Origin of the sequence: Amycolatopsis sp. Poz14, from assembly GCF_006704225.1 — a bacterium.
GTDB lineage: Bacteria > Actinomycetota > Actinomycetes > Mycobacteriales > Pseudonocardiaceae > Amycolatopsis > Amycolatopsis nivea.
The window spans coordinates 1,800,766-1,824,894 of sequence record NZ_JACLHD010000001.1; the positions used below are offsets into that span (position 1 = coordinate 1,800,766).

At 69.7% G+C, this 24,129-nt stretch carries 23 protein-coding genes and 1 tRNA gene; 12 read left to right on the forward strand and 12 right to left on the reverse strand.

Features of this window, described 5'->3' with window-relative positions; genetic code table 11:
* The first annotated feature begins 32 nt into the window (after window positions 1-32).
* On the forward strand, window positions 33-458 hold the full coding sequence (locus tag FKO37_RS08970; RefSeq protein WP_238604214.1) for a pyridoxamine 5'-phosphate oxidase family protein: 426 nt from the start codon (window positions 33-35) through the stop codon (window positions 456-458).
* Between the two features lie 873 nt (window positions 459-1,331).
* On the opposite strand, the gene FKO37_RS08975 is transcribed toward FKO37_RS08970, so the two are convergent.
* The 4 genes from FKO37_RS08975 to FKO37_RS08990 all read right to left on the reverse strand — a co-directional run bounded on the left by FKO37_RS08975 (window position 1,332) and on the right by FKO37_RS08990 (window position 5,692).
* Window positions 1,332-2,312 carry a ribose-phosphate diphosphokinase gene (locus FKO37_RS08975; protein ID WP_037820198.1) on the reverse strand — a complete coding sequence of 327 codons (981 nt, stop codon included), beginning with the start codon at window positions 2,310-2,312 and terminating at the stop codon, window positions 1,332-1,334.
* Window positions 2,309-3,805 (reverse strand): bifunctional UDP-N-acetylglucosamine diphosphorylase/glucosamine-1-phosphate N-acetyltransferase GlmU, encoded by a 1,497-nt coding sequence (gene glmU, locus FKO37_RS08980; RefSeq protein ID WP_238604215.1) that lies wholly within the window; start codon window positions 3,803-3,805, stop codon window positions 2,309-2,311. The genes FKO37_RS08975 and glmU overlap by 4 nt, the downstream gene beginning before the upstream one ends.
* A 45-nt stretch (window positions 3,806-3,850) precedes the next feature.
* Window positions 3,851-5,530 carry a diguanylate cyclase gene (locus FKO37_RS08985; RefSeq protein WP_238604216.1) on the reverse strand — a complete coding sequence of 560 codons (1,680 nt, stop codon included), beginning with the start codon at window positions 5,528-5,530 and terminating at the stop codon, window positions 3,851-3,853.
* Between the two features lie 90 nt (window positions 5,531-5,620).
* A tRNA-Gln gene (locus tag FKO37_RS08990) sits at window positions 5,621-5,692 on the reverse strand.
* Window positions 5,693-5,889: 197 nt separating this feature from the next.
* On the opposite strand from FKO37_RS08990, the gene FKO37_RS08995 reads away from it, so the two are divergent.
* Together FKO37_RS08995 and FKO37_RS09000 are read left to right on the forward strand one after the other, a co-directional pair.
* Window positions 5,890-6,849, forward strand: coding sequence for an acyl-CoA desaturase (locus FKO37_RS08995; protein ID WP_037820201.1), 960 nt, complete (start codon window positions 5,890-5,892; stop codon window positions 6,847-6,849).
* A 148-nt stretch (window positions 6,850-6,997) separates the two neighbouring features.
* Entirely contained in the window at window positions 6,998-7,588 is a 591-nt protein-coding gene (locus tag FKO37_RS09000) for a TetR/AcrR family transcriptional regulator (RefSeq protein WP_134667546.1), read from the forward strand.
* Between the two features lie 4 nt (window positions 7,589-7,592).
* On the opposite strand, the gene FKO37_RS09005 is transcribed toward FKO37_RS09000, so the two are convergent.
* From FKO37_RS09005 to FKO37_RS09015, 3 genes are read right to left on the reverse strand one after another with little or no spacing between them, the layout of a single operon-like run.
* Complete coding sequence (locus FKO37_RS09005) at window positions 7,593-7,973, reverse strand: VOC family protein (RefSeq protein ID WP_037820205.1); 381 nt, start codon at window positions 7,971-7,973, stop codon at window positions 7,593-7,595.
* Entirely contained in the window at window positions 7,973-8,371 is a 399-nt protein-coding gene (locus FKO37_RS09010) for an NUDIX domain-containing protein (protein WP_238604217.1), read from the reverse strand. Before FKO37_RS09010 ends, FKO37_RS09005 begins: the two co-directional genes overlap by 1 nt.
* Before the next feature lie 10 nt (window positions 8,372-8,381).
* Window positions 8,382-8,915: a MarR family transcriptional regulator gene (locus FKO37_RS09015; RefSeq protein WP_037820208.1), complete on the reverse strand. Its 534-nt coding sequence runs from the start codon at window positions 8,913-8,915 to the stop codon at window positions 8,382-8,384.
* A 31-nt stretch (window positions 8,916-8,946) separates the two neighbouring features.
* Between FKO37_RS09015 and FKO37_RS09020 the strand changes: the two genes are divergently transcribed.
* Window positions 8,947-9,663: an SDR family NAD(P)-dependent oxidoreductase gene (locus tag FKO37_RS09020; protein WP_238604218.1), complete on the forward strand. Its 717-nt coding sequence runs from the start codon at window positions 8,947-8,949 to the stop codon at window positions 9,661-9,663.
* Window positions 9,664-9,665: 2 nt separating this feature from the next.
* Here FKO37_RS09020 and FKO37_RS09025 read toward each other — a convergent pair whose 3' ends face one another.
* From FKO37_RS09025 to FKO37_RS09035, 3 genes are read right to left on the reverse strand one after another with little or no spacing between them, the layout of a single operon-like run.
* A complete protein-coding gene (locus FKO37_RS09025; RefSeq protein WP_037820212.1) occupies window positions 9,666-10,823 on the reverse strand; it encodes a sorbosone dehydrogenase family protein in 1,158 nt (385 codons plus the stop codon).
* Window positions 10,824-10,842: 19 nt separating this feature from the next.
* A complete protein-coding gene (locus tag FKO37_RS09030; protein WP_037820214.1) occupies window positions 10,843-11,496 on the reverse strand; it encodes a response regulator transcription factor in 654 nt (217 codons plus the stop codon).
* Window positions 11,493-12,617, reverse strand: a complete 1,125-nt coding sequence (locus tag FKO37_RS09035; RefSeq protein WP_078870808.1) for a sensor histidine kinase — start codon at window positions 12,615-12,617, stop codon at window positions 11,493-11,495. The genes FKO37_RS09030 and FKO37_RS09035 overlap by 4 nt, the downstream gene beginning before the upstream one ends.
* 116 nt (window positions 12,618-12,733) lie before the next feature.
* Here FKO37_RS09035 and FKO37_RS09040 point away from each other — a divergent pair, with 116 nt between their 5' ends.
* Together FKO37_RS09040 and FKO37_RS09045 are read left to right on the forward strand one after the other, a co-directional pair.
* The gene (locus FKO37_RS09040) at window positions 12,734-13,369 is read left to right on the forward strand and encodes a class I SAM-dependent methyltransferase (RefSeq protein ID WP_374204232.1); all 636 of its coding nucleotides are present in this window, start codon (window positions 12,734-12,736) and stop codon (window positions 13,367-13,369) included.
* Window positions 13,341-13,847 (forward strand): DedA family protein, encoded by a 507-nt coding sequence (locus tag FKO37_RS09045; protein WP_037820220.1) that lies wholly within the window; start codon window positions 13,341-13,343, stop codon window positions 13,845-13,847. Before FKO37_RS09040 ends, FKO37_RS09045 begins: the two co-directional genes overlap by 29 nt.
* Here FKO37_RS09045 and FKO37_RS09050 read toward each other — a convergent pair.
* Window positions 13,825-14,601: a helix-turn-helix transcriptional regulator gene (locus FKO37_RS09050; RefSeq protein WP_037820222.1), complete on the reverse strand. Its 777-nt coding sequence runs from the start codon at window positions 14,599-14,601 to the stop codon at window positions 13,825-13,827. The genes FKO37_RS09045 and FKO37_RS09050 overlap by 23 nt on opposite strands.
* Window positions 14,602-14,688: 87 nt before the next feature.
* On the opposite strand from FKO37_RS09050, the gene FKO37_RS09055 reads away from it, so the two are divergent.
* A complete protein-coding gene (locus FKO37_RS09055; RefSeq protein WP_037820223.1) occupies window positions 14,689-15,630 on the forward strand; it encodes an LLM class flavin-dependent oxidoreductase in 942 nt (313 codons plus the stop codon).
* Window positions 15,631-15,636: 6 nt separating this feature from the next.
* The gene (gene mfd / locus FKO37_RS09060) at window positions 15,637-19,215 is read left to right on the forward strand and encodes a transcription-repair coupling factor (RefSeq protein WP_063762927.1); all 3,579 of its coding nucleotides are present in this window, start codon (window positions 15,637-15,639) and stop codon (window positions 19,213-19,215) included.
* 409 nt (window positions 19,216-19,624) lie between these two features.
* Here the strand turns inward: mfd and FKO37_RS09065 are convergent, their stop codons facing one another.
* Window positions 19,625-20,038 (reverse strand): hypothetical protein, encoded by a 414-nt coding sequence (locus FKO37_RS09065; RefSeq protein WP_238604219.1) that lies wholly within the window; start codon window positions 20,036-20,038, stop codon window positions 19,625-19,627.
* 81 nt (window positions 20,039-20,119) lie between these two features.
* Here FKO37_RS09065 and FKO37_RS09070 point away from each other — a divergent pair, with 81 nt between their 5' ends.
* The 4 genes from FKO37_RS09070 (at window position 20,120) to FKO37_RS09085 (ending at window position 24,119) form a co-directional block, all read left to right on the forward strand.
* The gene (locus FKO37_RS09070; RefSeq protein WP_308196518.1) at window positions 20,120-21,118 is read left to right on the forward strand and encodes a hypothetical protein; all 999 of its coding nucleotides are present in this window, start codon (window positions 20,120-20,122) and stop codon (window positions 21,116-21,118) included.
* On the forward strand, window positions 21,115-22,029 hold the full coding sequence (locus tag FKO37_RS09075) for a MazG family protein (RefSeq protein WP_238604221.1): 915 nt from the start codon (window positions 21,115-21,117) through the stop codon (window positions 22,027-22,029). Before FKO37_RS09070 ends, FKO37_RS09075 begins: the two co-directional genes overlap by 4 nt.
* 717 nt (window positions 22,030-22,746) lie before the next feature.
* A complete protein-coding gene (locus tag FKO37_RS09080) occupies window positions 22,747-23,301 on the forward strand; it encodes an RNA polymerase sigma factor (protein WP_037820232.1) in 555 nt (184 codons plus the stop codon).
* Window positions 23,302-23,330: 29 nt separating this feature from the next.
* Window positions 23,331-24,119: a zf-HC2 domain-containing protein gene (locus tag FKO37_RS09085; RefSeq protein WP_037820233.1), complete on the forward strand. Its 789-nt coding sequence runs from the start codon at window positions 23,331-23,333 to the stop codon at window positions 24,117-24,119.
* Window positions 24,120-24,129 lie beyond the last annotated feature (10 nt).

Consider the following 24,129-nt stretch of genomic DNA (forward strand, 5'->3'; position numbering starts at 1 on the left):
TTTTGTCGTACCTGGTGGCTAGCTTCGAGGGCATGGTGTTGTCGAGGGAAGAACGGGAACAGTTTCTGGCCGAACCGCACATCGGCGCGCTCTCGGTGGTCGAGCGCCCGGACCGCGCGCCGTTGACGGTGCCGATCTGGTACCAGTACACGCCGGGTGGCGAGCTGTGGGTGATCACGCCGCCGGAATCGCGCAAGGCGAAGGCGATCCAGGCGGCGGGACGGTTCAGCCTGATGGTGCAGCGAGTCGAGCCGACGGTCCGGTACGTGTCAGTGGAAGGCCCCGTGGTGCGGACCCGCCCCGGCAGCCGTGAGCTGACGTGGGAGATGGCTGCCCGGTACCTGCCTGCCGACAAGGTGGCGGGGTATGTGGAGTTCGAGCGGACGCAGCTGGGTGAGCACATGGCGATCCATATGCGGCCGGAGAGGTGGTTGTCTGCGGATATGGGCGAGGTGTGAGGTCGTGCTGGTGCGAGGGGAGGAGAGAAGGGTGAGGGGTGCTTTGGCTGACGACAGTGGGTGGCTGCTCGGAGCGCGTGCCGGAGACGGGTGGCGCTGAGCTGGCGCGGGACTGCTTGCGTGCTGCGGTGAGCGCGGGGTGCCGCGTGCGGGTGAGGGGCTGAATGCGTGCGGTGCCGAGCGCATGTGCCGTTTGTCCGCGTGGGGCGCTGGAGTGCGTGTGGCTGTGCCGGTGGCGTGCTGCCCACGCGCGGCGCTGAATCGCGTGCGGTGAGTTTGCTTGGGGCGTTGAGCGCGTGTGTCCTCTGGCCTGGTGCGGCGTCGGGCGTGTGCTCTTCGCCCGGGCGTGGTGCCGAGCGTGGGTGCAGCGGCGAGCCCGTGCGGCTGTGCCCGAGTGACGTGCTGCCCACGCGCGGGCGCTGAAATGCGTGCGGCTCTGCCGGAGTGGCGTGCTGCCTGCGTGCGGTGCTGAAGTGCGTGTGGCTGTGCCGGTGGCGTGCTGTTCACGCGTGGCGCTGCTTCGCGTGCGGTGGGTTCGCTTGGGGCGTTGAGCGTGTGCGCCTTCTGCCTGGCGCGGCATCGGGCGTGTGCTCTTCGCCGGCGTGGCGCTGAGCGTGGGTGCCGCGGCGAGCGCGTGCGGCTGTGCCCGAGCGAGGTGCCCTCCGCGCGCCGCCGTGCTCTGCGTGCGGTGCCGTTCGCGCGGGGCACCGCGTGTGTGCCCTCTGCCTGAGTGCACTGCCAGCGTGTGGGTCCGACGAACATCACCCCGCCAACCCGGCCACAGTCAGCAAACGACGCGACCCGAGCCAGCCGCTGCGACCTGATCCAGGCCGCGCCGCCAACCCGGGCCGCGTCGTCAGAAGCTGCTGTAACTCAGGCGTTGCCGTCGAACAGCGACGTGACCGAGCCGTCCTCGAAGACCTGCTGGATGGCTTCCGCCAGCATCGGGGCGATGGACAGCACCGTCAGTCCCGGGAAGCGCTTTTCTTCCGGGATCGGCAGCGAGTTCGTCACGATGACCTCGCGGGCCTTGCACTGCGAAAGCCGCTCGGTGGCCGGGTCGGAGAGGATGCCGTGGGTGGTCGCGATGACCACGTCCGCTGCGCCCTCCTCGAGCAGTGCCTCGGTGGCCTTCACGATCGTGCCGCCGGTGTCGATCATGTCGTCGATCAGCACGCAGAGCTTGCCCTCGACCTTGCCGACCACGCGGTTGGCGACGGCCTGGTTCGGCTTGTCCGGGTCGCGGGTCTTGTGGATGAACGCGATCGGCCGGTCGCCGAGCTGCTGCGCCCACTTTTCGGCGAGGCGCACGCGGCCCGAGTCCGGCGAAACGACGGTGATGTCCGCGTCGCCGTAGGTCGACTTGATGTGGTCGGCGAGCACCGACTGGGCCAGCAGATGGTCGACCGGGCCGTCGAAGAAGCCCTGGATCTGCGCGGTGTGCAGGTCGACCGTCATGATCCGGTCCGCGCCCGCGGTCTTGAACAGGTCCGCGATGAGCCGCGCCGAGATCGGCTCGCGGCCCTTGTGCTTCTTGTCCTGCCGCGCGTACGGATAGAACGGCATGACCACGGTGATCCGCTTGGCGCTCGCGCGCTTGAGCGCGTCCACCATGATCAGCTGCTCCATCACGTACTCGTTGATGGGCGTGGTGTGCGCCTGGATCACAAACGCGTCGGTACCGCGCACCGACTCCTCGAACCGCACGAACAGCTCGCCGTTGGCGAACGTGTGCGCCGTCTGCGGGGTGATCGTCACGTTGAGGTGCTTGGCGACCTCTTCCGCGAGCTCGTGGTGCGCACGGCCGGAGAAGAGCATCAGATTCTTCTTCGGCGTACCTGACTTCGGACTCATGCTGGCGACTCCCCGTCGGTTCCTGCTGCTGACTCGGACACAACGGTGTCCTGCTGCTGGGCGGCGAGAGCAGCTTCCGCTGCCTCCGCCGCGGGCGTCCCCGGCCTGCGCCGGACCGCCCAGCCTTCGATGGTGCGCTGCGGACCGGCCGACAGCGCCAGTGAACCCGGCGGAACGTCGTCGCGGATGACCGCACCGGCTCCACTGTAAGCGCCGTCCCCGATCCGCACCGGCGCGACCAGCGTGTTGTCCGCCCCAAGCCGGACATGCGAACCGACAACGGTCTGGTGCTTGCTCACCCCGTCGTAGTTCACGAAGACGCTGGAACAGCCGATGTTGCTGTGGTCGCCGACGATCGCGTCGCCTACGTACGTGAGATGCGGCACCTTCGTCCCGGTGCCGATTTGCGCGTTCTTCGTCTCGACGAACGCGCCCAGCTTGCCCTTCGCGCCGAGCTTCGTGCCCGGCCGCAGGTACGTGTACGGACCGACGTTGACGCCGTCGCCCAGCTCAGAGCCCGAACCATGCACGCGGACGACCGACGCGCCCGCGCCGATCCGCACGTCGGTCAGCGTGGTGTCCGGGCCCACAACGGAGCCCTCGCCGACCGAGCAATGGCCCTTGAGCTGGGTGTTCGGCTCGATCAGCACGTCGCGGGAGAGCGTGACGTCCGCCTCGATCCAGGTGGTGTTCGGGTCGATCACCGTGACGCCCTCGCGCTGCCAGCGGCGCACGATGCGGCGGTTGTACTCGGCGCCGAGTACCGAAAGCTGCACGCGGTCGTTGACGCCCTCGGTGACCCACGGGTCGTCGACGACCAGCGCGCCGACGCCCTTGCCGTCCTCGCGGGCGATGCCGAGGACGTCGGTGAGGTAAAGCTCACCCTGCGCGTTGTCCGTCGACAGCCGCGACAGGCCGTCGATCAGGACAGCCGCGTCGAAGGCGTAGACGCCGGAGTTGATTTCGGTGATCGCGCGCTGGTCCGGCGTCGCGTCCTTGTGCTCGACGATCGCGCTGACCGAACCGTCGGCGCCGCGGACGATGCGGCCGTAGCCGGTGGGGTCGGCGACCTCGGCGGTGAGCACGGTGACCGCGTTGCCCGCCTTGGCGTGCTCGGCCCGCAGGGATTCCAGGGTTTCGGTGTCCAGCAGCGGAACGTCGCCGTAGCTGACGACCACGGTGCCGGTGAGTCCTTCCGGCAGTTCGGCCAGCGCGCACGAAACGGCGTGCCCGGTGCCCTTCTGCTCTTCCTGCACGGCGGTGGCGACCTCGCGGCCGAGCGCCTTGCCGACCCGGTCGAGTTCGGCGCGCACGGCGTCGCGGCCGTGTCCGATCACGACCACCAGATGCTGCGGCGCGAGGCCGGCGGCGGCGCGCACTGCGTGTTCCACCAGCGGCCTTCCGGCGATCGGGTGCAACACCTTAGGAGTGGAGGAACGCATGCGGGTGCCCTCACCCGCAGCGAGGATCAGCGTGCTCAGCGGGCCGCTCACGAGTCTCCCAACGATTCACCGGTGCGTTGACGAGCACCAACGATCCTACGTGGGGTCCTCAGCGCTCCACGCGGGGTCGGTCGGAGCCGTTTCCCCAGGCCAGCCGCTCGTGCCGTCGCCAGCCATCGAGTTGGCCGACGCGACCTGGTTGCCACCGCCGCGTTTCGCTTCGTACATCGCCGCATCTGCGCGTGCGAGCACCTGTTCGGCCCGCTCTTGCGGACGCAGCGACACCAAGCCAATGGACAACGTCACACCGTGCGAGAGGTGATGCGGCAGTGTCGCGACCGATTTGGCCGCGCGGCCGAGCGCCATCTTCGCCGCCGACGCCGGTGCGCCGGGCAGCAGCACGATGAATTCGTCGCCGCCGTAACGGGCCACCACGTCGTCGCCGCGCAGAGCGTCGCGCAGAGTGCTTGCGACAACACGCAAAACGTTGTCGCCCTCGGCGTGCGACTGCTTGTCGTTGACGCCTTTGAACCCGTCGAGGTCGACAAGCGCGACCGCGAGCGGCTGGGCGTCCGCCGACGACGCCAGCGCGCGCAGGCGTTCGTCGAGCGCGCGGCGGTTCGGCAGTCCGGTGAGCGGATCCTGCAGTGCCTGCTGGGTGATCGCACCGTGCTCGGCGGAGAGCCGTTCATGCTCGCGGCGCGCGTTCAGCGTGGCGATCTGCGATTCGCGCAGCGCCCACATTTCGGTTTCCAGCGCGGTCGCGTAGTCGATCAAAGACTGGCTCGCGGCTTCCGGGTCGAGCCGGGCGAGCTCGCGGGAGAGGGTGAGCCGCATCGACGGCTGCGAGACGTCCTCGGCCAGCACGTCGCGGGACTCGCGCAGCACCTGCAGCGCGTCGGAGCGGCGGCCGGCCGCGTCGAGGCAGCGGGCCAGCGCGATCGCGACCAGCTCCTGCTCGTGCGGGTAGTGGTGGCCGAGATGCATGCCCTGCAACCGTTCGACGTGCTCGGCCGACGGGTCGTGCAGTGCGAGCGCCGCGGCCAGCACGCCGACCTGGTCGACCGCGGACACGCCGATCTTGCGCGGGAACAGGGATTCGGCGAACGGGCCCTCGGCGGCGACCGCCATCGACGCGGCCGTGCGGAACTTCTCCGCCGATTCGTCGTACTGCTCGATCCGCTCGAGCCGGAGACCCCAGCCGAGCAGCATCTTGACCCGGTTCATCAGCTGCAGGGTGATCTCGTGCGGGCTCGCGCTTTCCCGGATCGCCTGGTGCGCGCGGCCGATCACCTCTTCGGCGGCCTCGTAGACGCCGAGCTGGTTGAGCACTATCCAGCAGTCGATGAGCGCCATCGACTGCATGCGGTTCCAGTTGCGGACGCCGACCTGGCGGTCCGGAATCGTGGAGTCGTCGAGGATCGCGAGCGCGCGGGCGATCTCGGTGAGCGCGGCGTCCTCTTGCGCGGCGAGCACCAGCCGGCGTCCGCGCAAAGCGTGCGCGTCCGCGCGCAGCAGCGAAAGGCCGTGCCGCCGGGTGTGCGCGAGCATCTCGTCGAGCCGGGGCTCCGCTTCGGCCGCGAGACCGCGGGTGACGAGCCGGGAGAACGCGGAGGCGCGCAGCAGCTGGGCGACGAGCGTGGGTTCCCCCCGCCGGAGGGTTTCCTCGAGCAGCTCGTCCATGATCTTGACGATCTCGAGCTGGTTTTCGTGTTCCTGGCGCTGAACGGCCGCGATGAGTTCCCGCGCGCGCCCGACCAGCCACGCGTCCGACATTTCGACCAGGGTCGGGCGACGGGTGCCCGCGGGGTCGCTCGGTTCCTCGCTCAGCCGCCCCCACTCCCATCGCCCTCGCCGGATGTGCAGCTCCGCCGCCAGGATTCGAACCTGAACTGTCAGAACCAAAATCTGAAGTGCTGCCGATTACACTACGGCGGATCGGTCCAGGTCAGGATAGCGATGATCGAGGACGGGGGCGCCAGGAGGGGGAGGCGTGCGCCACAGGCCCGTCCCGGGCATCGGGCAATCGGACTTTTCGGGCCTCCACAGCGCCGGAAACCTCCTGTACCGTAACTTACGACACCGTAGGTAAGGGCACCCTTCGCAAGGGGTTGTGAGAGGAAAGAAGTGAGCGCATGACGGCCACCCTCGATCGTTCTCAGTCAGCGGGCGACCCGCCGAAGGGCCCCAAGCCGATCATCGACGGACAGCGCGGGATCGGCGTTCAGCTGTCGGTGTACTTCGGGGTGCTGCTGCCGATCGTGGCGCTGCTGGTCGCGGTTCCGTTCGCCTGGGGCTGGGGGCTGACCTGGACGGACGTCGCGCTCTTCGTCGTGTTCTACGGGATCAGCGGGCTGGGCATCACCGTCGCTTACCACCGCTACTTCACCCACGGTTCGTTCAAGGCCAAGCCGTGGCTGCGCGTCGTGATGGCGATCGCGGGCAGCATCGCGTTGCAGGGCCCGGTGATCACCTGGGTGGCCGACCACCGGCGCCACCACGCGTTCTCCGACCGCGACGGCGACCCGCACTCGCCGTGGGCGTACGGCACCTCCCCGCTGGCCATCGCCAAGGGTTTCTGGCACGCGCACATGGGCTGGCTGTTCGACCGGGACCAGAGCAACCAGGCGCGGTTCGCGCCGGATCTGGTGAAGGACCCGGCCATCCGCAAGGTCGACGACCTGTTCTGGCTGTGGTCGCTGGTGAGCCTGTTCGGGCCGGCGCTGCTGGGCGGCCTCATCTCGTGGTCGCTGTGGGGCGCGGTGACCGCGTTCTTCTGGGCGGGCCTGGTCCGCGTGTGCGTGCTGCACCACGTGACCTGGTCGGTCAACTCGATCTGCCACATGATCGGCGAGCGCCCGTTCGCCGCGCGCGACCGTTCGGCGAACTTCTGGCCGCTGGCGATCTTCTCCTTCGGCGAGTCCTGGCACAACCTGCACCACGCCGACCCGACCTCGGCCCGGCACGGCGTGAAGCGCGGCCAGATCGACATGTCGGCGCGGCTGATCTGGATGTTCGAGAAGTTCGGCTGGGTGCACGACGTGCGGTGGCCGACCCCGCAGCGGCTGGCCCGGATCGCGGCCGAGAGCAAATAACAGTGTGAATGGCAGTGCCGGTCAGTGCCGGTGAGAACCGGCATTGCCACGCACGACTACCCTGCAGTGAATGGCGGGGAGACGACGGGCGAAACGAGAAGCGGCGGTCACCGGCGCGCGGCCGGCCGCACCGGTCGCCCGGGTGCGCATGACCGGCAGCGAGCGCAGGCAGCAGTTGCTCAACGTGGCACGCGCATTGTTCGCCGAAAAAGGGTTCGACGGCACCTCGGTCGAGGAGATCGCCGCGCGGGCGAACGTGTCGAAACCGGTTGTCTACGAGCACTTCGGCGGCAAGGAAGGCATTTACGCCGTCGTCGTCGACCGGGAAACGCAGCTGCTGCTCGACCGGATGATCTCGACCCTCCACGGTGGACACCCGCGGGTGATGCTGGAGCAGGCGGCCGTCGCGTTGCTGAGCTATGTCGAGGATTCCCACGACGGTTTCCGGATTCTCGTCCGCGATTCCCCGGTCGCCAGTTCCACCGGCACCTTCTCGACGGTGCTCAACGACATCGCGAGCCAGGTCGAGCACATCCTCGCGCAGCAGTTCGCCGCGCGCGGGTATGAGGAGAAGCTGTCCGCGCTTTACGCGCAGGCGCTGGTCGGCATGGTCGCGCTCACCGGGCAGTGGTGGCTGGACGCGCGCAAGCCGAAGCGGGACGAGGTCGCCGCGCATCTGGTGAATCTCGCCTGGAACGGGTTGTCCCACTTGGAGAACAAGCCCCGGTTGCTCGGCTGAGTCCTCAGCTTCCGGACGGCGCGTTGCTCAAATCCACGACGCAGAACAGGTTGCCGTCCGGGTCGGCGAGGACGACGAAGTCCGGCTCGGGCGGGTAATGCGGCCAGTCGACCCGTTGCGCGCCTAGCCCGATGAGCCGTTCCACCTCGGCGCGCTGTTCGTCCGCGGTGTCGGTGTAGAGGTCCAGGTGCAGCCGCGGCACGGGTTCGGCGGGCGAGTCGCTTCGCATGAGGCCGAGCGCGTGCGCGCCGCCGGGGTGGGCCAGCGTCTTCCACGTCGCACTCGCCCATTCCGGATCCTCGACTAGCCCGAGCGCTTCGCACCAGAACCGCATCGCGCGTTCGACGTCGGCGACTCCGAGCACCGTTGTCCCGAGTCGCAGCATCAGACCAGTTTTCCTTGCGCGCGCAGGTCGTCCAGGATCAGCTGGACCGTCGCCGACACCTGGTCGCGATCGGCGTGGGCGAGCCAGCCGAACGACTCGATCTCGCTGCTCGGCTTCAGCTCGCCGGTGTACTTCGCGGTGTAGCAGGTCATCCGCACCACGACGCCGTCCGCCTTGCCGTGCGCCTGCGCTTCCCAGGTTCCGGCCAGCTGCGCGGAAGCCGGATCCAGCGTCACGCTTAGTTCCTCGGCGATTTCCCGGACCAGCGTCTCGACGTCCGACTCGCCCTCCTCGCGTTTCCCGCCGGGCAGGTACCAGGTGTCCTTGCCCGCCGAGCGCGCGGCGAGCAGCTTGCCGTCGACCACGTGCAGCCAGGCGACTTTGTCGATGGAGGGCATGTCCGCCACCCTACCTCCGCGCCCGCCGGTCGAGGTCCGCGAGCAGGATGCGCAGGAGGTCGGCGAGCTGATCGCGCTGCGCCGGGGACAGCGCGGACACCAGGGTTTCCTCGTGCTCCAGCAGATCTCCGACGGTGCGCTCGATCAACTCGTGGCCAGCGTCGGTGAGCTCGACGTACACCCCGCGACGGTCCGAAGTGGACTTCACCCGGCGGACGTGCCCGTCGCGTTCGGCACGCGCGGTTTGCTGGGAGATCGCGCCGGGACTGACCCGGCAGCGTTTCGCGAGTTCGCCCGCGCTGAGCCGGTACGGCGGCCCGGCCCGGCGCAGCGTGCTGAGCAAGGTGCGGGTGGAGGCGTCCATCCCGAGTTCGAGCATGGTCGCGCGCCGGTCGTCCTCCAGCAGTTTCGCGATGTGCCAGATCCGCGTGATCACACCGATGGACGACACCGGCGTGCCCGGCCGCTCCCGCAGCCACGCCCGCTGAATCTCGTCCACCTCGTCGCTTGACGGGTTTTCCCCGCCGCCGGTACCGTCGTCCACCAGAGGTACTTTAGCAATAAAGGACGTGGGGATGAATCGGGAATCGGTAGTAACCGGGGGCGGCACCGGAATCGGGTACGCGATCGCCGCGGCGTTTGCCAGGGCGGGTGATCGGGTCACGATCACCGGACGGCGCGAGGACGTGCTCACCGAGGCGGCGGCGCTGCTCGGCGCGCGGGCGGTGAGCTTCGACGCGAGCGATCCCGAGGCGGTCGAGGCGGCGCGCGACCAGCTGCCCGAACGCATCGACGTGCTGGTGAACAACGCTGGCGGCAACACGGATTTCCTGCACGAAGACAGCCGAGACTTGAAAGCGCTCGACGCTGCCTGGACGGCCAATCTTCGCGCGAATCTGTTCAGTGCGGCGTTCGTGACGACGGCGCTGCGGGACCGGCTCGCCGACAACGGCCGCATCGTCACGATCGGTTCGATCGCCGGGCACACCGGCGCCGAATCGTACGGCTGGGCGAAAGCCGCGGTGGAGGTGTGGAATACCGAAACCGCCCGGCAATTCGGGCCGCGCGGGATCACGGCGAACATCGTCGCGCCGGGATTGATCGTGGACACCGAATTCTTCCGCGGGAAACTCTCCGCTGAACGCCAGGAGCGGCTGGTCGAGAACACGATGACGAAACGCGCGGGCAAGCCGGAGGATGTCGCCGAAGTGGTGCGGTTCCTGGCTTCCCCGGAGGCCGGGCACGTCACCGGCCAGGTCGTGCACGTGAACGGCGGCGCGTACGTAGGCTGACCTCAGCCGGGGGTCACGCGCAGCACTTTGTCGTTGCTGCCGTTGGAAGTCGTCACGTACAGCGAGCCGTCCGGTCCGCTTCGAGCCGCGCGCAACCGGCCGAATTTGTCGTTGAATTCCGCGGGCAGCGTCACTCCGGTGACCTTCGCGGCCGCGTCCAGGTGCAGCAGCAGGAGTTTCTGTCCCTTCAGCGCGACCACGACCAGCGCGCCTTCGTTCGCTCCCCACTGTTTGCCGGTGAGGAAGGCGTCGCCGCTGGTCGCCTCGGTGATCTGGCCAGTTGTCCACAGTGGACGAACCGCGTCCGGGAACCGCTTGGTGTCGGTCATCGGCACGCTCTCGTCGTAGCTGGGGTCGGTGCCGCCCTTCGACGGATCCCAGCCGTAATTCCCGCCTGGGCGCAGGAGATTCACCTCGTCGTCGAATGCCGGTCCGTGTTCGGAGGTGATCACCTGACCGGTGCCCGGCCGGATCGCGACGCCCTGCACGTTGCGGTGCCCGTAGGTGTAGATCCGGCGTTCGTTCGGGTCGGAGGAGGACAGGAAGGGGTTGCCCGGCACCGGTTCCCCGGTCTTCGCGTTGATCCGCAGCACCTTGCCGCCGAGGCTGTGCCGATCTTGCGCGACCGTGGACCGCGCGGTGTCGCCGGTGCCGACGAGCAGCGCGCCGTCGGGAGCGAGCGTCGGGCGGCAGCCGGAATGGCGTCCGCTCGGATTCACCGGCAGCCCGGTCAGCAGGTCGCGCACCTTCGCCGCGCTCGCGCCGTCGTCGGCGAGCCGCCAGGTGACGAGCCGGACGTCCACCGCGCGGCCGTTTTCCTGGTGGGTCTGGCAGGTGGTGAACTCGCGCGAGGTCGCGAAGTCCGCCGCCAGCACCAGGCCCATCAGGCCGCCTTCGCCCTGCACGAGGACGTCGGAGAAATCGGCGCGCACGTCGGTCGTCCGGCCGTCGCGGACCAGCGCGAGCTTGCCGGGCCGCTGCGGCACGAGGAGCGAACCGTCGGGCAAGAAGGCGACGTCCCAAGCGTGTTCGAGGCCGTCCGCGACCTCCTGCACGGCGAACCGGCCCTGCTCCGGCTTGGCCGGGGCGGGGGCCGAGGCCGGCGCCGCCGAGCAGGCGGCGAGCAGCAGGACCGAGGCGAGCACCGCGACGAGACGCATGGGTCCAGCATGCCCCGATTCAGCCGCCGGGACGTACCAATCCGGATTCATACGCGAACACGACGGCATGCACCCGGTCGCGCAGCCCGAGCTTGTTCAGCAACCGGCCGACGTGCGTTTTCACCGTCGTCTCGCCGATGAACAGCGTCCCGGCGATCTCGGTGTTCGACAGTCCGCGCGCGATCAGGCCGAGCACGTCCTTCTCGCGTTCGGTCAGCGTCTCCAGTTTCTGCTCGTCCAGCGGCGTCCGGTGCGCGCTGAGATAGCGGTCGAGCAGGCGTTTCGTGACCGACGGCGACACCATCGCGTCACCGCGCAGCACGCCGCGGATCGCCACCAGCATCTCGTCCGACGGCGCGTCCTTGACCAGGAATCCGCTGGCCCCGGCGCGCAGCGCGGAGTAGGCGTACTCGTCGAGGTCGAACGTCGTGATCACCAGGACCGAGGTGTCCGGCAGTTCGGCGCAGATCTGCGCGGTGGCCGCGACGCCGTCGAGCACCGGCATCCGGACGTCCATCAGCACGAGGTCCGGCCGGCGCGCACGGGCGAGTTCGACGGCTTCCGCGCCGTCGCCCGCCTCGGCGACCACCTCCAGGTCGGGTTGGCTGTCGACGATCATCCGCAGCCCGACGCGCACGAGTTCCTGGTCGTCGCAGATCAGCACGGACGTCATGCGGCGTCCGTCCGCAGCGTCGCCGCTACGCGGTAGCCGCCGTCCGGCAGCGCGCCGGTTTCGAGCTTGCCGTGGTACATCGCGACGCGCTGCGCCATGCCGGTGAGGCCGCGCCCGGACCCGGGCAGTCCCGCCGCGGCCGGTTGCCGTCCGCCGGAGTTGGTCACCTCGACGCGGATTTCCGGACCGGCGAAGGCGACCCGGACCCGGCCGGTCGCGTCGGGCGGCGCGTGTTTGAGCATGTTGGTCAAGGCCTCCTGGACGATGCGGTACGCCTGAAGCGCGACGCCTGCGGGCAGGTCGGCGATGTCGCCGTCGACTTCGAGGGTGATGTCGCGGCCGGACTGTGCGACGAGCGTGCGCAACTGGTCGAGCGTCGGCTGCGGAGCGCGCGCGGGTTCGCCAGCATGCATCACTTCTAACAGCCGCCGTAGTTCGGCGAGTGCGGAACGGCCGGTTTTGCTGATGGTGTCGAGCGTGCGGTCGACAGCGTCTGGATCGTGATGGCGCGCGAGCTTCGCTCCTTCGGCGTTCAGGACGATCACGCTCATGCTGTGTGCGAGTACGTCGTGAAGCTCGCGCGCGATCCGTGTGCGCTCTTCGGCGACTGAAGCGCGACTGCGGGCTTGTTCCTCGGACGCCGCTAGCTCCGCTCTCAACCGTTCTTCTTCGGACAGTTGCTCCTTCGTGCGGAAGAACGCGCCGAGCGCCCACGCTGCCAGGTACAGCGGCAGTGGGCCGAAGATGGTGAGCGTCGGGTTCAGGGTGTTGGCACCCCAGGTAAATCCCCAGAAAGTGTCCAGGCCGACGACAGCTACCGCGAAGCCGATGAACCATCTGTCGCCGGCTTTGACGAGCGTGTACAGCATGACTGCCATCGCGAGGTCGCTGCGGCCGCGGTCGTACGCCCAGATCTCGTTCGTATAGACGACAGCGACTCCGATGAGGATCAGGAGCGCGACAGTGCGCGGATAGCGGCGACGCACCAACAGCGGCAGCAGGAACAGCATCGACACCATGCGGATCGGCCAGGTCGCCTGATCCGCGATGTTGGGGCCGAAGGCGGCGAAGACGGCGTACAGCGGCAAGTCGAGCAGCCAACGCTGCTTGCGTCCCCACATCACCAGTCCACGCACGAAACGAACGTAACTCGCGGACGTCGTCGCGCGCGTCGTTCCGGAGGATGGCGGTGGTCCTCCGAGCGGACGACTTTTCCCGCCGACCGAGTCGATCCGCGATGACCGAGCCGCTTCCTACCGTACGAAACATGTCGATTACCAGGGAGTTCTTCCGGCATCCGATGCGTACCGGCGCGATCGCCGCCAGCTCGGCACGGCTGGCCGGAGTGATGACTGCCGGGCTGGGCGTCGAAAGCGCGCACAGCGTCGTGGAGCTAGGGCCGGGAACGGGCGTGTTCACCGAAGCGCTGCTTCGCATCCTTCAGCGCGACGCGCATTTCACCGCGGTCGAAATCAACAGGCACCTCGTACAGGAGCTTCGTGAGCGCTTCCCGTCGCTGCACGTTGCGGAAGGCTCCGCGGAACACGTCGCTGCGTACGTGACCATGCCGGTCGACGTGGTCGTCTCCGGCCTGCCGTGGACAGCCATGCACGCCGCACCACAGGCTGCGGTACTGAATGCCGTCTGCGAAGCGCTGTCGTCACAAGGCCGCTTCACCACCTTCGCGTACGCGCACACCGCCTGGACGCCGCCCGCGCGTCGGTTCGCACGGTTGCTGCGAAGCCGCTTCGCGGTTGTCGAACGCACCAGTGTGGTTTGGCGGAACCTGCCGCCGGCGTACGTGTACCGCGCGGCTTTGCCGGTGCGGTCGGGACTGGACCGCTATGGACAGCCTGCTTCAGCCGCTTCTTGACGCGCCCGCGCCGCTCGTCTACCTGATCTGCGCGCTGGTGATCATGGCCGAGACGGCGCTGCTGCCCGGCATCGTGCTGCCGACGCTGTCCACCTTGCTGCTCATGGGTTTCCTTGTGCAGCGCGGGACTTTACAGCTGTGGCCAGCGCTCACGGTCTGCGTTGTGTCGGCGTTAGCGGGGGACCAGCTCGCGTACTGGGAGGGACGACTGTGGGGTCCGAAGCTGCGACGGTCGCGCGTAGGACAGCGGATCGGCGAAGCGAAGTGGGACAAGGCTGAAGCGACCGTCGCGCGTTATGGCGTGCCAGCAGTCGTCCTAGGGCGGTGCCTCGCGGGCGTACGCACTCTCGTGCCGCGCGTCGCCGGTTCCGCCGGACTGTCGTACCGACGCTTCTTCATCGGAAGCGTGTGCGCGGCAGTGCTGTGGGCGGGGGTGGAGCTGACGATGGGGCAGGTCACCGGGTGGGTCGCGCCTTGAGCAGTTCCGCAGTGGAAGCGTCGGCGGGCAGGAAGGTTTCGAGGCTCAGCTCGGCGACCGTCACGTCGACCGCGGTGGCGAAGTGCGTGATCGCGGTGAGCAGCCGCAGTTCGCCCGCCGAGCTGGACAACTGCAGCGGCACGGCGAACCCGAGGTGGTCGCCGGACGGTTCGCCGGGCGACGGCAGGTAGCCGGTGAGTTCGTCCAGCAACGCCTGATGGCGCGGGTCGGGTCCGTTCGCCAGACCGCGGCGAGGACGTTCGAGCACGTGCTGCGCCCAATCGGCGAAGTTCTGGATCCGCGGCGCCATCCCGCGCGGGTGCAACGCCAGCCGCAGCACGTTGACCGGCGGTTCCAGCAGCTCCGCCGCGACATCCTCGGTGAGCAGGCCGAAGCTGTCGTTCGCCGCGACGAGATCCCCGTAGCGGTTCACGACCAGCGCCGGATACGGCTCGTGCCCGGCGAGCAGCGCGCGCAGCGACTCCAGCACCGGCGTCAGCGCGGGGTCGTCCATCCGGGTTTCGGGGTAGACCGGCGCGTATCCGGCGGTCAGCAGCAAGGCGTTGCGCTCGCGCAGCGGCAGGCCGAGCGCCTCGGCGACGCGCACCACCATGCCCCGGCCGGGCAGCGAACGGCCGCGTTCCATGAAGCTGACGTGGCGCTGCGTCGTCCCGGCTTTCAGCGCGAGGTCGAGCTGGCTGAGCCGACGGCGGGAACGAGCGTCGCGCAAGGCGTCGGCGAACGAAGTGGGCACTGCGCGATTCTGGCCGGTGCTCGTGTCCGCCTGCCATTCCCCGCAGGGAATTGCCGGGACGCCCGGCCGCGCTGGATCGTCGGCGACGTGGAATTCGGACTTCTTCTTCCTGCCGGACAGGCACAGCTCGAAGCAGGCGGCACCCCGCGTGCCCTCGTCGCATTGGCCCGCGAAGCCGAACGGCTCGGATTCGCGTCGATCTGGGCCGGTGACTCGCTTTCCCGTCCCCGGATCGAACCGCTCACCCTGCTCACCGCGGTCGCGCAGGCCACCGAACGCGTCACCGTCGGCACTGCCGTGCTGCTGCCCGCACACCGCAATCCGGTGCAGACCGCGATGACGCTCGCGTCCGTCGACCTGATCTCCGAAGGACGGCTGGCGGTCGGCGTCGGCGCGGGCTTCCCCGGCTTCAGCGAGCGGGAGTTCGAGCTGGCCGGGGTCGATTTCCGGACACGGTTCTCGCATCTGGACGACGTCGTCACGCTCTGGCGCGAGCTGTGGACCGGGCAGCCGCAGTCGTTCCACGGCAAGGTGCTGCATTACGACTGGCTGCCGCCGGCGGTCTGGCCCGCGCGCCCCGGCGGTCCGCCGATCTGGCTGGGCGGCGCGACGCCTGCCGCGCTCCGCCGAACCGCGCTGCATTACGACGGCTGGCTCCCGTATCCGCCGGACCCCGCGGACTACGCGTCCGGCCTCGCGACGATCCGCGCCGCCAGCGATCGCCCGGTCACGCCGTCGCTGTTCCTGACGGTTTACGTTGACCCTGACCCGCGCCGCGGCCGTCGCGTTCTGGAGGACTACGCGCAGGCGACCTACCGGCGTCCGTTGGCGCAGATCAGCACCATCCAGGCGACCGTGACCGGCCCGATCTCGGAAGTCGCGGCGACGGTGCGCCGCTACGCCGAGGCCGGAGCGGAGCACGTGCTGCTGCGCGTCGGCTCCCTCGAACCCGGTGCGGTCGAGCAGCAGCTGCCCCTGTTGGCGGAGGTGATCGCCGGGGAGCGAAAACTTGTCGGTGCCGCGACGTAGGCTGGGATGGTGACCGACGCTGTACTGTCCGGACTCCTCCAAGCCATCCTTCCCGACCCGGCGCTGCGCGGCGTTGTCGAGCGCGCCGGGGCCCCGCTGCTCGAACTGCAAGGCGCTGTCGCCGTACGGCAGCTCGTGGCCGCCGCGCTGGCCGAAGACCCCGAGCGCGGCGGCGCGGGCCGTCCGGTGCTGGCCGTCACCGCCACCGGACGCGAGGCCGACGAGCTCACCGCGTCGCTCGGCGCGCTGCTCGGCCCCGATCGCGTGGCCGACTTCCCGTCCTGGGAGACGCTGCCGCACGAGCGCCTTTCGCCGCGCGCGGACACGGTCGGGCGGCGGCTGGAAGTGCTGCACCGGCTGCACACCGGAGACGACGAACTGCGGGTCGTGGTCGCGACCGTGCGCAGCCTCATCCAGCCGATGGCCCCCGGGCTCGGCTCGCTCGCGCCGATCGACCTGGTCGTCGGCGAGGAACAGAGCTTCGAGGACCTGCTCGAACGGCTTGTCGAGCTGGCGTACACGCGCGTGGACATGGTCGAGAAGCGCGGCGAGTTCGCGGTCCGCGGCGGCATCCTCGACCTGTTCGGGCCCACCGCGCAGCATCCGGTCCGCGTCGAGTTCTGGGGCGACGAGGTCAGCGAGATCCGCGCGTTCGCGGTGTCCGACCAGCGCTCGCTGCCCGGCGAGATCCAGCGGGTCACCGCGCCGCCGTGCCGCGAGCTGCTGCTCACGCCGGACGTCAAGGAGCGCGCGGCGGAGCTAGCCACCACGTACGAGGCCGACGCGCACCTGGCCGAAATGCTCACCAAGCTGTCCGGCGGCATCCCGGTCGAGGGCATGGAGGCGCTCATCCCGGTCCTCTGCGAGGGCGAGCTGGCGCTGCTCACCGACGCGATGCCGCAGGGCAGTCACGTGCTGCTGGCCGATCCGGAGAAGATCCGCGCCCGCGCGGCCGATCTCGTCCGCACCGGGCAGGAGTTCCTCGAGGCCTCCTGGACCACCGCCGCGGCGGGCGGGCAGGCGCCGATCGACCTCGGCGCGTCGGCGTACCGCGATCTGGCCGAGATCGCGTCGCACGCGCAGGAGACAAAGCGCCCGTGGTGGACGCTCACCCAGCTGACCAGCGAAGACCCGGATGTCTACCGCGTCGGCATCGAGCCCGCGCCCGCCTACCGGGGCGAGCTGGAACGCGCGATGACCGACCTGCGCGCGCATCTCGCGTCCGGCGGCACCGGCGTGCTCGTCGTCGCCGGGCAGGGCACCGCCAGCCGCGCGGTGGAGCAGCTGATGGCCGCCGAGGTCCCGGCGAAACACGTCGAAGTGCTCGCCGACGTCCCGCCGGCCGGGGTCGTCACGGTCACCTGCGGCGGGCTCGCGGAGGGCTTCGTCTCGCCGGAGCGCGCGCTCGTGGTGCTGTCCGAGGCCGACCTGACCGGCCGCGGGGCCACCGCCGGATCGTCCACAAAGGACTTGAACACCAAGATGCCGTCGCGCCGCCGCGGCGCGGTCGACCCGCTGGCGCTCAAGGCGGGCGACTACGTGGTGCACGACCAGCACGGCATCGGCCGGTTCGTGGAGATGGTGCAGCGCACGGTCGCCGGCGCGACGCGCGAGTACCTGCTGCTGGAGTACGCGTCGTCCAAACGCGGTCAACCCGGGGACAGGCTGTTCGTGCCCACCGACCAGCTCGACGAGGTGTCCCGCTACGTCGGCGGCGAACTGCCCACGCTCAACAAGCTCGGCGGCTCGGACTGGAAGAACACCAAGGCACGAGCCAAAAAGGCGGTCAAGGAGATCGCCGCGGAACTGGTGCAGCTCTACGCCGCCCGGCAAGCCGCGCCCGGGCACGCGTTCGGCGCGGACACGCCGTGGCAGTCCGAGCTGGAAGACGCCTTCCCCTTCACCGAGACCAACGACCAGCTCGCGGCCATCGACGAGGTCAAGTCGGACATGGAACGCGGCGTCCCGATGGACCGGGTGATCTGCGGCGACGTCGGTTACGGCAAGACCGAGATCGCGGTGCGCGCGGCGTTCAAGGCGGTGCAGGACGGCAAGCAGGTGGCCGTGCTCGTGCCGACCACGCTGCTCGCGCAGCAGCACCTGAACACGTTCACCGAGCGCATGCGGTCGTTCCCGGTCACCATCAAGGGCCTTTCGCGGTTCACGCACAAGGCCGAATCGGACCGGATCCTCGAACAGCTCGCCGACGGCGAGGTCGACATCGTCATCGGCACGCACCGGCTGCTGCAGACCGGCATCCGCTACAAGGACCTCGGCCTCGTGATCGTCGACGAGGAACAGCGGTTCGGCGTGGAGCACAAGGAACACATCAAGGCGCTGCGCACGCACGTCGACGTGCTGACCATGTCGGCGACGCCGATCCCGCGCACGCTCGAGATGTCGCTGGCGGGCATCCGCGAGATGTCGACCATCCTCACCCCGCCGGAAGACCGGCACCCGATCCTGACCTACGTTGGCGCGTACGACGACAAGCAGGTCGGTGCGGCGGTCCGGCGCGAGCTGCTGCGCGACGGCCAGGTGTTCTACGTGCACAACCGGGTGTCGTCGATCGAGAAGGCGGCGAAGCGGATCCGCGAGCTGGTGCCGGAGGCGCGCGTCGTCACCGCGCACGGGCAGATGAACGAGGACAAGCTCGAAAAGATCATCCAGGGCTTCTGGGAGAACGAGTACGACGTCCTCGTCTGCACCACGATCGTCGAGACCGGTCTGGACATCTCCAACGCCAACACGCTGATCGTGGAACGCGGCGACATGCTCGGCCTCGCCCAGCTGCACCAGCTGCGCGGCCGGGTCGGGCGCGGACGCGAACGCGGGTACGCGTACTTCCTGTACCCGCCGGAAGCGCCGCTCACGGAAACCGCGCACGACCGGCTCGCCACCATCGCGCAGAACACCGAACTCGGCGCGGGCATGGCGGTCGCGATGAAGGACCTCGAAATCCGCGGCGCGGGCAACATCCTGGGCGCGGAACAGTCCGGGCACATCGCGGGCGTCGGATTCGACCTGTACGTCCGGCTAGTCGGCGAAGCGGTCGAGGCCTTCCGGCGGCACGCGGGCGCGGAACCGGCGGAGGACGAGGAACTGGCCGAAGTCCGCGTCGACCTGCCCGTGGACGCGCACATCCCGCACGACTACGTCCCCGGCGAACGGCTGCGGCTGGAGGCGTACCGCAAGATCGCCGCAGCTCCGGACACTGCGGCCCTCGACGCGGTACGCGAGGAATTGGTCGACCGCTACGGCCAGCCACCCGCCCCGGTCACCCGCCTGCTCGCGGTCGCAGCGTTCCGGCACGCCTGCCGCGCCGCGGGCGTCACCGAGGTCGCGGCACAAGGCAACACGATCCGGTTCGCACCGCTGCCGTTGATGGACTCGCAGCTGGTGCGGCTGAAACGCTTGTACCCCAAGGCGTTGTACAAGGCGATCACCAACACGGTGTCGGTGCCGAAGCCGACCGAAGGCCCAGCAGGCGGCCGAATGGGCGCGCCGGTGCTGCGGGACCAGGAACTGCTCGACTGGTGCACGAAGCTGCTGGCGCAGTTGACGAAAACCCCAGCCGCGGTGTGAGCGCTGCGGCGTGCCTCGCCTGAACCGCCGCCGGTACCCGCGGCGGTCTCGATGGCGAGGCACCGCCGCGGCACCCGGGCTCCCGAACCGCGGACCTAACCCCGAGCGATATCGGCCGGACGAGGTTCCGCCGCTCTGGCCGCGACGTGGTTTCCGTGGCCAGGCGTCAGCTAGCCGAAACCCCGGGTGGCTGCGCCGTGGCCAGCCGCAGTGCCACTTCCTCCTGTGGCGTAGGCAGTGCCCCGCAGCCGGACATCGGCAACGGTCGTGGATGTCGCGGCACTCTGGCTCCCGAACCGCCGCCGCGGGTCTGACCCGCCGTGCTGCGGTACGAAATCGGCGCGCGCGGCGGTTTCGGCCGGACGAGGTGCCGCCGCTCTGGCCGCGGCGTGCTTTCCGTGGCCAAGCGTCAGCTAGCCGAACAGACCTCGAACCCCGGCGGTTGCGCCGTGGCCAGCCGCAGCGCCACTTCCTCCTGCGGCGTAGGCAGCGCCCCGCACCCGGACATCGGCAACGGTCGTGGATGTCGCGGTACCCGGGCCCCCGAACCGCCGCCACGGCCCGGATACACGAGCAGCCCGCGTTCCGGATCCGGCACCGCGTCGAGGGCGGCGGTCACCGCGGGCAGGTGCCGGAAGCGATCTCGTGCCTGCTCCGACGCAAACTCGATCTCCAGCGTCACGCCCCAGCGATGGACGTGCCACGTCCACTGCTCGGCGCCGTTGGTCAGCGCGGCCTCGGTCAGACGGTCGCCGTGAGCACGTTGCCACGCGCTCGCCGCGAAGGCCCCGTCGAGGACTTCGATCGACAACCAAGAGTCCATATGTCGACAATAGCCCGCTGAATGCCTCGATGGTGTTGCGTTTCGAGGCCATGTGAGAGGGTAGGGCCTGTGATGCGGATCATGGGGCGCCGCCGTGCGCTGGGCGCCGTTCTCGCCGGAGCTTTCCTCCTCGCCGGATGCGGTACCGGCCCCAGTCAGGTGGGCATGGCCGCGGTCGTCGACGGTCAGGTCACCACCATCGACCAGGTTCAGGCGCTGCTCGACCGCGCCGTGCAGGAGCAGCCGTACGCCCGGCAGCTCGCGTCGCGGCACCAGCTCGACCTCGTCGGGCGCGAGATCGTCCGGCAGACGCTGCTGCACGAGGTCGTCGTGAAGGCCGCGCAGAAGGAAGGCATTGCCGTCGACGAGGCCACCGTCAGCGAGGCCATGCAACAAGATCCGCTTGCGTCGCCGGTGCCCGAGGCCGTCACGCAGGACCAGTCCGCGGCCGTCACCCAGCTCGTCTGGCGGCTGCGCGATCACCGCGAGGCCATCACCGACCAGTACCTGCAGCAGCGGATCGCGCTGAAGTACCTCTCGACGCTCTCGGTGAACTTCGACTACACCAGCATCGGCGCGCCGACCTCGGAGAGCCAGGCCCCGTCGATCGACCCGAAGGCCGCGCGCAGCCAGGCCATCGCCAAGGCCGAGGAGTACGCGAGCGACCCGGGCAAGATCCAGGCCGACATCCAGAGCGGCGCGCAGGGCAACGTGGGCCAGCAGGCTCCCGCGCTGTCGTCGCCGCAGGACGCCGCGACCGTGCTGTTCGGCGTGCCCGCGAACACCGCGATCGCGTTCCAGCCGAACCCGGCGAGCGCGCCGACCTGGTGGGTCACCGCCGTGGTGCGGAAGCGGACGACGGACGCGAAGGTCGCCACCGACCAGGTCCAGCAGCCGACCGCGGCTCAGCTGGGTGCGATCGGCGTGCGGATGCTCCAGCCGTACGTTGGCGACGTGAACTTCAAAATCAACCCGCGCTACGGCGTGTGGGACGCAGTCGGCATGAACCTCGCCCCCAGCGCGGCCGAGGTGACGGGCGTGGCTGTGCCGCTGCACGGCGGTGCCCCGGCGCAGCAGTGACCGGCACGGTAATCCTGGTCCGCGGCGCGACCCTGCCCGCGGCCGCTCTGCCCCTGCTTCGCACCAGTGCCGTCTACGCCGCGACCGACGTCGACCCCGCGCAGTTCGGTGTCCCGCCGGTAGGCGAGTCCTTCGCGGACATCGTGCTGCTAGCCGCTTCCCGCACCGAACCGACCGCGGCCGCCATGCTCGCCGCCGGTGCCCGGTTGATCGAAACCCCCGTGCCCCCGCTCGTCGAAGCGGTCGAGGTCATGGACCGCCTGCGCTCACCCGGCGGCTGCCCGTGGGACGCCCGGCAGACGCACGAATCCCTCCGCCAGTACCTGGTCGAGGAAACGTACGAACTGCTGGAAGCCATTGAGGACAACGACCGCACGGCCCTGCGCGAGGAACTGGGCGACGTCCTGCTGCAGGTCTTGTTCCACGCCCGCGTAGCCGCCGAACACGGCCGCGCGCCCTTCACCATCGACGATGTTGCCAGCGACCTGGTGGACAAACTGGTAGGCCGCCACCCCAACGTCTTCGCCGACGCGGCCCGCATCGCCTCGGCGGAGCACCAGGAACTGAAGTGGGAAGAGCTGAAACAGGCCGAGAAGCAACGCAAGTCCATTGTGGACGGTGTCGCGCTGGGCCAGCCCGCGGTCGCCCTGGCCGGAAAACTGGGCCAGCGCAGCGGCCGGGCAGGCATCCCGCTGGACCTGTTCCCGCAAGACTCCTCGGCCCCCGCCCAACTCTTCCGAATGGCAGCCACCGCCCGCCGAGGTGGCTTGGACCCCGAGGGAGAGTTGCGGGCAGTAGCGAAGCAGTTCGCCCGCGACATCCGCGCGGCGGAGACGGCCGCCCGGAAAGCCGGGGTCGAACCGACGACGCTGGAGGCTGAAGGCTGGCGGAAGTTCTGGCCTTCGGCTTGAGCCGGTTTCGCTGCGCCGCTTGAGTTTTTGCGGCGCGGGCGTGATCGACGGCTGGCGGTTTTTCCGGGGGATCTGGCGCGCCGCTTGCTTTCTCCCGGGCGTGATGGGTGTCTGGTGCGCGGCTTGCTTTCCTCGGGGCCTGCTGCGATCCTCGCCCGTGCCGTGCCGTGCCGTGCCGTGCCGTGCCGTGCCGTGCCGTGCCGTGCCGTGCCGTGCCGTGCCGTGCCGTGCCGTGCCGTGCCGTGCCGTGCCGTGCCGTGCCGTGCCGTGCCGTGCCGTGCCGTGCCGTGCCGTGCCCGCACCAACTGCTCATGCCCCTTGCCCGCGGAGTCCGCGAGTGCCGACGCGGCTTCCAACCGGCATCAACACTCCCGAGAACCCAGCCGTGCGCTGCCAGCCCTCACTCCTGCGCGCCGTCTGCTCGCGCGCATCCCACGCACCCGCGCTCACCTGCGCCGTTGCAACCACCAGGCTTTCCCCAGCCACACCGCCCGTACCAAAGCTCCCCGCCCAACCCCCCACGCCGCTACGGCACCTCACACATCGGCCGCCCCTCCGCCGAATAGCCACCCTCACTCGAACGACGGAGCCCCGCCCATCCACCCACGCCCTCCACCACCCCCGCGCCACGATGATGTCCGGCAGCCCCGATGGAAAATGTGACCCAGATCACTCATTTCAGAGAACCGTAAGCGCGGAGGTGGCGTCTTGCCGGGTGTGAAGCACAAGCCACCCAGGGAGCCGGACGAGGAACGCCTCCTCCGGCGCACCGCCCGCGGTGATCGTGCGGCGTTCGAAGAGCTCTACCGCCGCACCTCGCCGTGGCTCGCGATACGCCTGCGGCACCGCTGCTCCGATGACCAGATCATCGCGGAGGTGATGCAGGAGACCTACCTCGCCGTGTGGCGCGCCGCGGGTTCTTTCGCAGGCGTCGTCGCCGGCGGTTCCGCCGTGGGCTGGGTGTGGACGATCGCGGTGCGCCGGCTCATCGACGCGTTCCGGCGGCGGGCGCATCACGCGCATCCGCCGCCCGGGGTGCACGAGTCGCTGTCCGCGCCCGCCGCCGAGGAGGAGGCGCTGGCGAGCACGGTCGGCGATTCGGTGGGCGACGCCTTGCGCAGTCTCGCGCCCGAACTGCGCGAGGTCTTGCAAGCCATGGCGCTCGACGGATTGTCGGTACGGGAAACCGCGATCCTGCTCGGCCTGCCCGAAGGCACGGTCAAAACCCGGGCCCGCCGCGCCCGGATCGCGATGCGGGAGGCGTTGTCGTGAAACCAGGACTGTCTGAAGGAGGTCAAGCCATGAACCACGTATCCGACCGGATGCTCGCCGGCTACGTCGCCGGCCGGGACCTGCCGGGCGACGAGGCATGGGCGATCGAAGGGCACCTGGAGAACTGCGCGCAATGCCGGGCGCGGCTCGCCGGCGCGTCCACCGCCGAGGTGACCGGTCTGCTCGACACCGTGTGGGCCGGGCTGGAACCGGACCTCGCCCAAGCACCGCAGCCGATGCCGCGCCGGGCCGCGGCATGGCTGCATTGCTGGGCGACCCCGGTGATGATGCCGTGGCTGTTGATGGTCCTCGTGGTCGGCGCGCTGTCGGTCTACCTCGACCGGTCACTGCACGACGGGCTGTCGTTCGTGCAGTTGCTTTCCCCGGTGCTGCCGGTCTTCGGGGTGGCGGCGGCGTGGACCCGCGGGCTCGATCCGTCGTACGAACTCACCGCGGCCACCCCGCGCGCCGGGCTGGAGCTGATCCTGCGCCGGACCACGGCGGTCGTGGTGCCGGTGCTGGCGGTGCTGCTCGCCGCCGGCTGGCTGGTCGGCGCGCGGATGGGATTCGGGCTGTTGCCGAGTCTCGCGTTCACCACGGGGACTCTCGCGCTCGGCACGTTCATCGGCGTCGCCTGGGCGGCGTCGATCCTGGTCGGCCTGTGGCTCGGCGCGCTGGTGGTGCCGAGCGTCGCGTTCGGGAGTTCGGTCCTGCTACAGGACGTCGCCTGGCCGGGCTGGCTGGCGGCCGCTGTCGTCGCGACCGTGTTCGTAGTGCTTCGCCGGAACACCTTCACGCAGCTTGCTGCGCATCACTGACGGAAACGAG

Excerpts from the sequence above, each read along its gene's own strand:
- FKO37_RS09070 (WP_308196518.1), top strand. The coding sequence starts at position 20,120 with ATGGGGCGCCGCCGTGCGCTGGGCGCCGTTCTCGCCGGAGCTTTCCTC.
- FKO37_RS09025 (WP_037820212.1), bottom strand. The coding sequence starts at position 10,823 with ATGCGTCTCGTCGCGGTGCTCGCCTCGGTCCTGCTGCTCGCCGCCTGC.
- mfd (WP_063762927.1), top strand. The coding sequence starts at position 15,637 with ATGGTGACCGACGCTGTACTGTCCGGACTCCTCCAAGCCATCCTTCCC.
- FKO37_RS09010 (WP_238604217.1), bottom strand. The coding sequence starts at position 8,371 with ATGCCCTCCATCGACAAAGTCGCCTGGCTGCACGTGGTCGACGGCAAG.
- FKO37_RS09020 (WP_238604218.1), top strand. The coding sequence starts at position 8,947 with ATGAATCGGGAATCGGTAGTAACCGGGGGCGGCACCGGAATCGGGTAC.
- FKO37_RS08975 (WP_037820198.1), bottom strand. The coding sequence starts at position 2,312 with ATGAGTCCGAAGTCAGGTACGCCGAAGAAGAATCTGATGCTCTTCTCC.
- FKO37_RS09065 (WP_238604219.1), bottom strand. The coding sequence starts at position 20,038 with ATGGACTCTTGGTTGTCGATCGAAGTCCTCGACGGGGCCTTCGCGGCG.
- FKO37_RS08970 (WP_238604214.1), top strand. The coding sequence starts at position 33 with ATGGTGTTGTCGAGGGAAGAACGGGAACAGTTTCTGGCCGAACCGCAC.
- FKO37_RS09040 (WP_374204232.1), top strand. The coding sequence starts at position 12,734 with ATGACCGAGCCGCTTCCTACCGTACGAAACATGTCGATTACCAGGGAG.
- FKO37_RS09000 (WP_134667546.1), top strand. The coding sequence starts at position 6,998 with ATGACCGGCAGCGAGCGCAGGCAGCAGTTGCTCAACGTGGCACGCGCA.
- FKO37_RS09035 (WP_078870808.1), bottom strand. The coding sequence starts at position 12,617 with ATGTGGGGACGCAAGCAGCGTTGGCTGCTCGACTTGCCGCTGTACGCC.
- FKO37_RS09045 (WP_037820220.1), top strand. The coding sequence starts at position 13,341 with ATGGACAGCCTGCTTCAGCCGCTTCTTGACGCGCCCGCGCCGCTCGTC.
- FKO37_RS08995 (WP_037820201.1), top strand. The coding sequence starts at position 5,890 with ATGACGGCCACCCTCGATCGTTCTCAGTCAGCGGGCGACCCGCCGAAG.
- FKO37_RS09030 (WP_037820214.1), bottom strand. The coding sequence starts at position 11,496 with ATGACGTCCGTGCTGATCTGCGACGACCAGGAACTCGTGCGCGTCGGG.
- FKO37_RS09085 (WP_037820233.1), top strand. The coding sequence starts at position 23,331 with ATGAACCACGTATCCGACCGGATGCTCGCCGGCTACGTCGCCGGCCGG.
- FKO37_RS08985 (WP_238604216.1), bottom strand. The coding sequence starts at position 5,530 with ATGTCGGACGCGTGGCTGGTCGGGCGCGCGCGGGAACTCATCGCGGCC.
- FKO37_RS09005 (WP_037820205.1), bottom strand. The coding sequence starts at position 7,973 with ATGCTGCGACTCGGGACAACGGTGCTCGGAGTCGCCGACGTCGAACGC.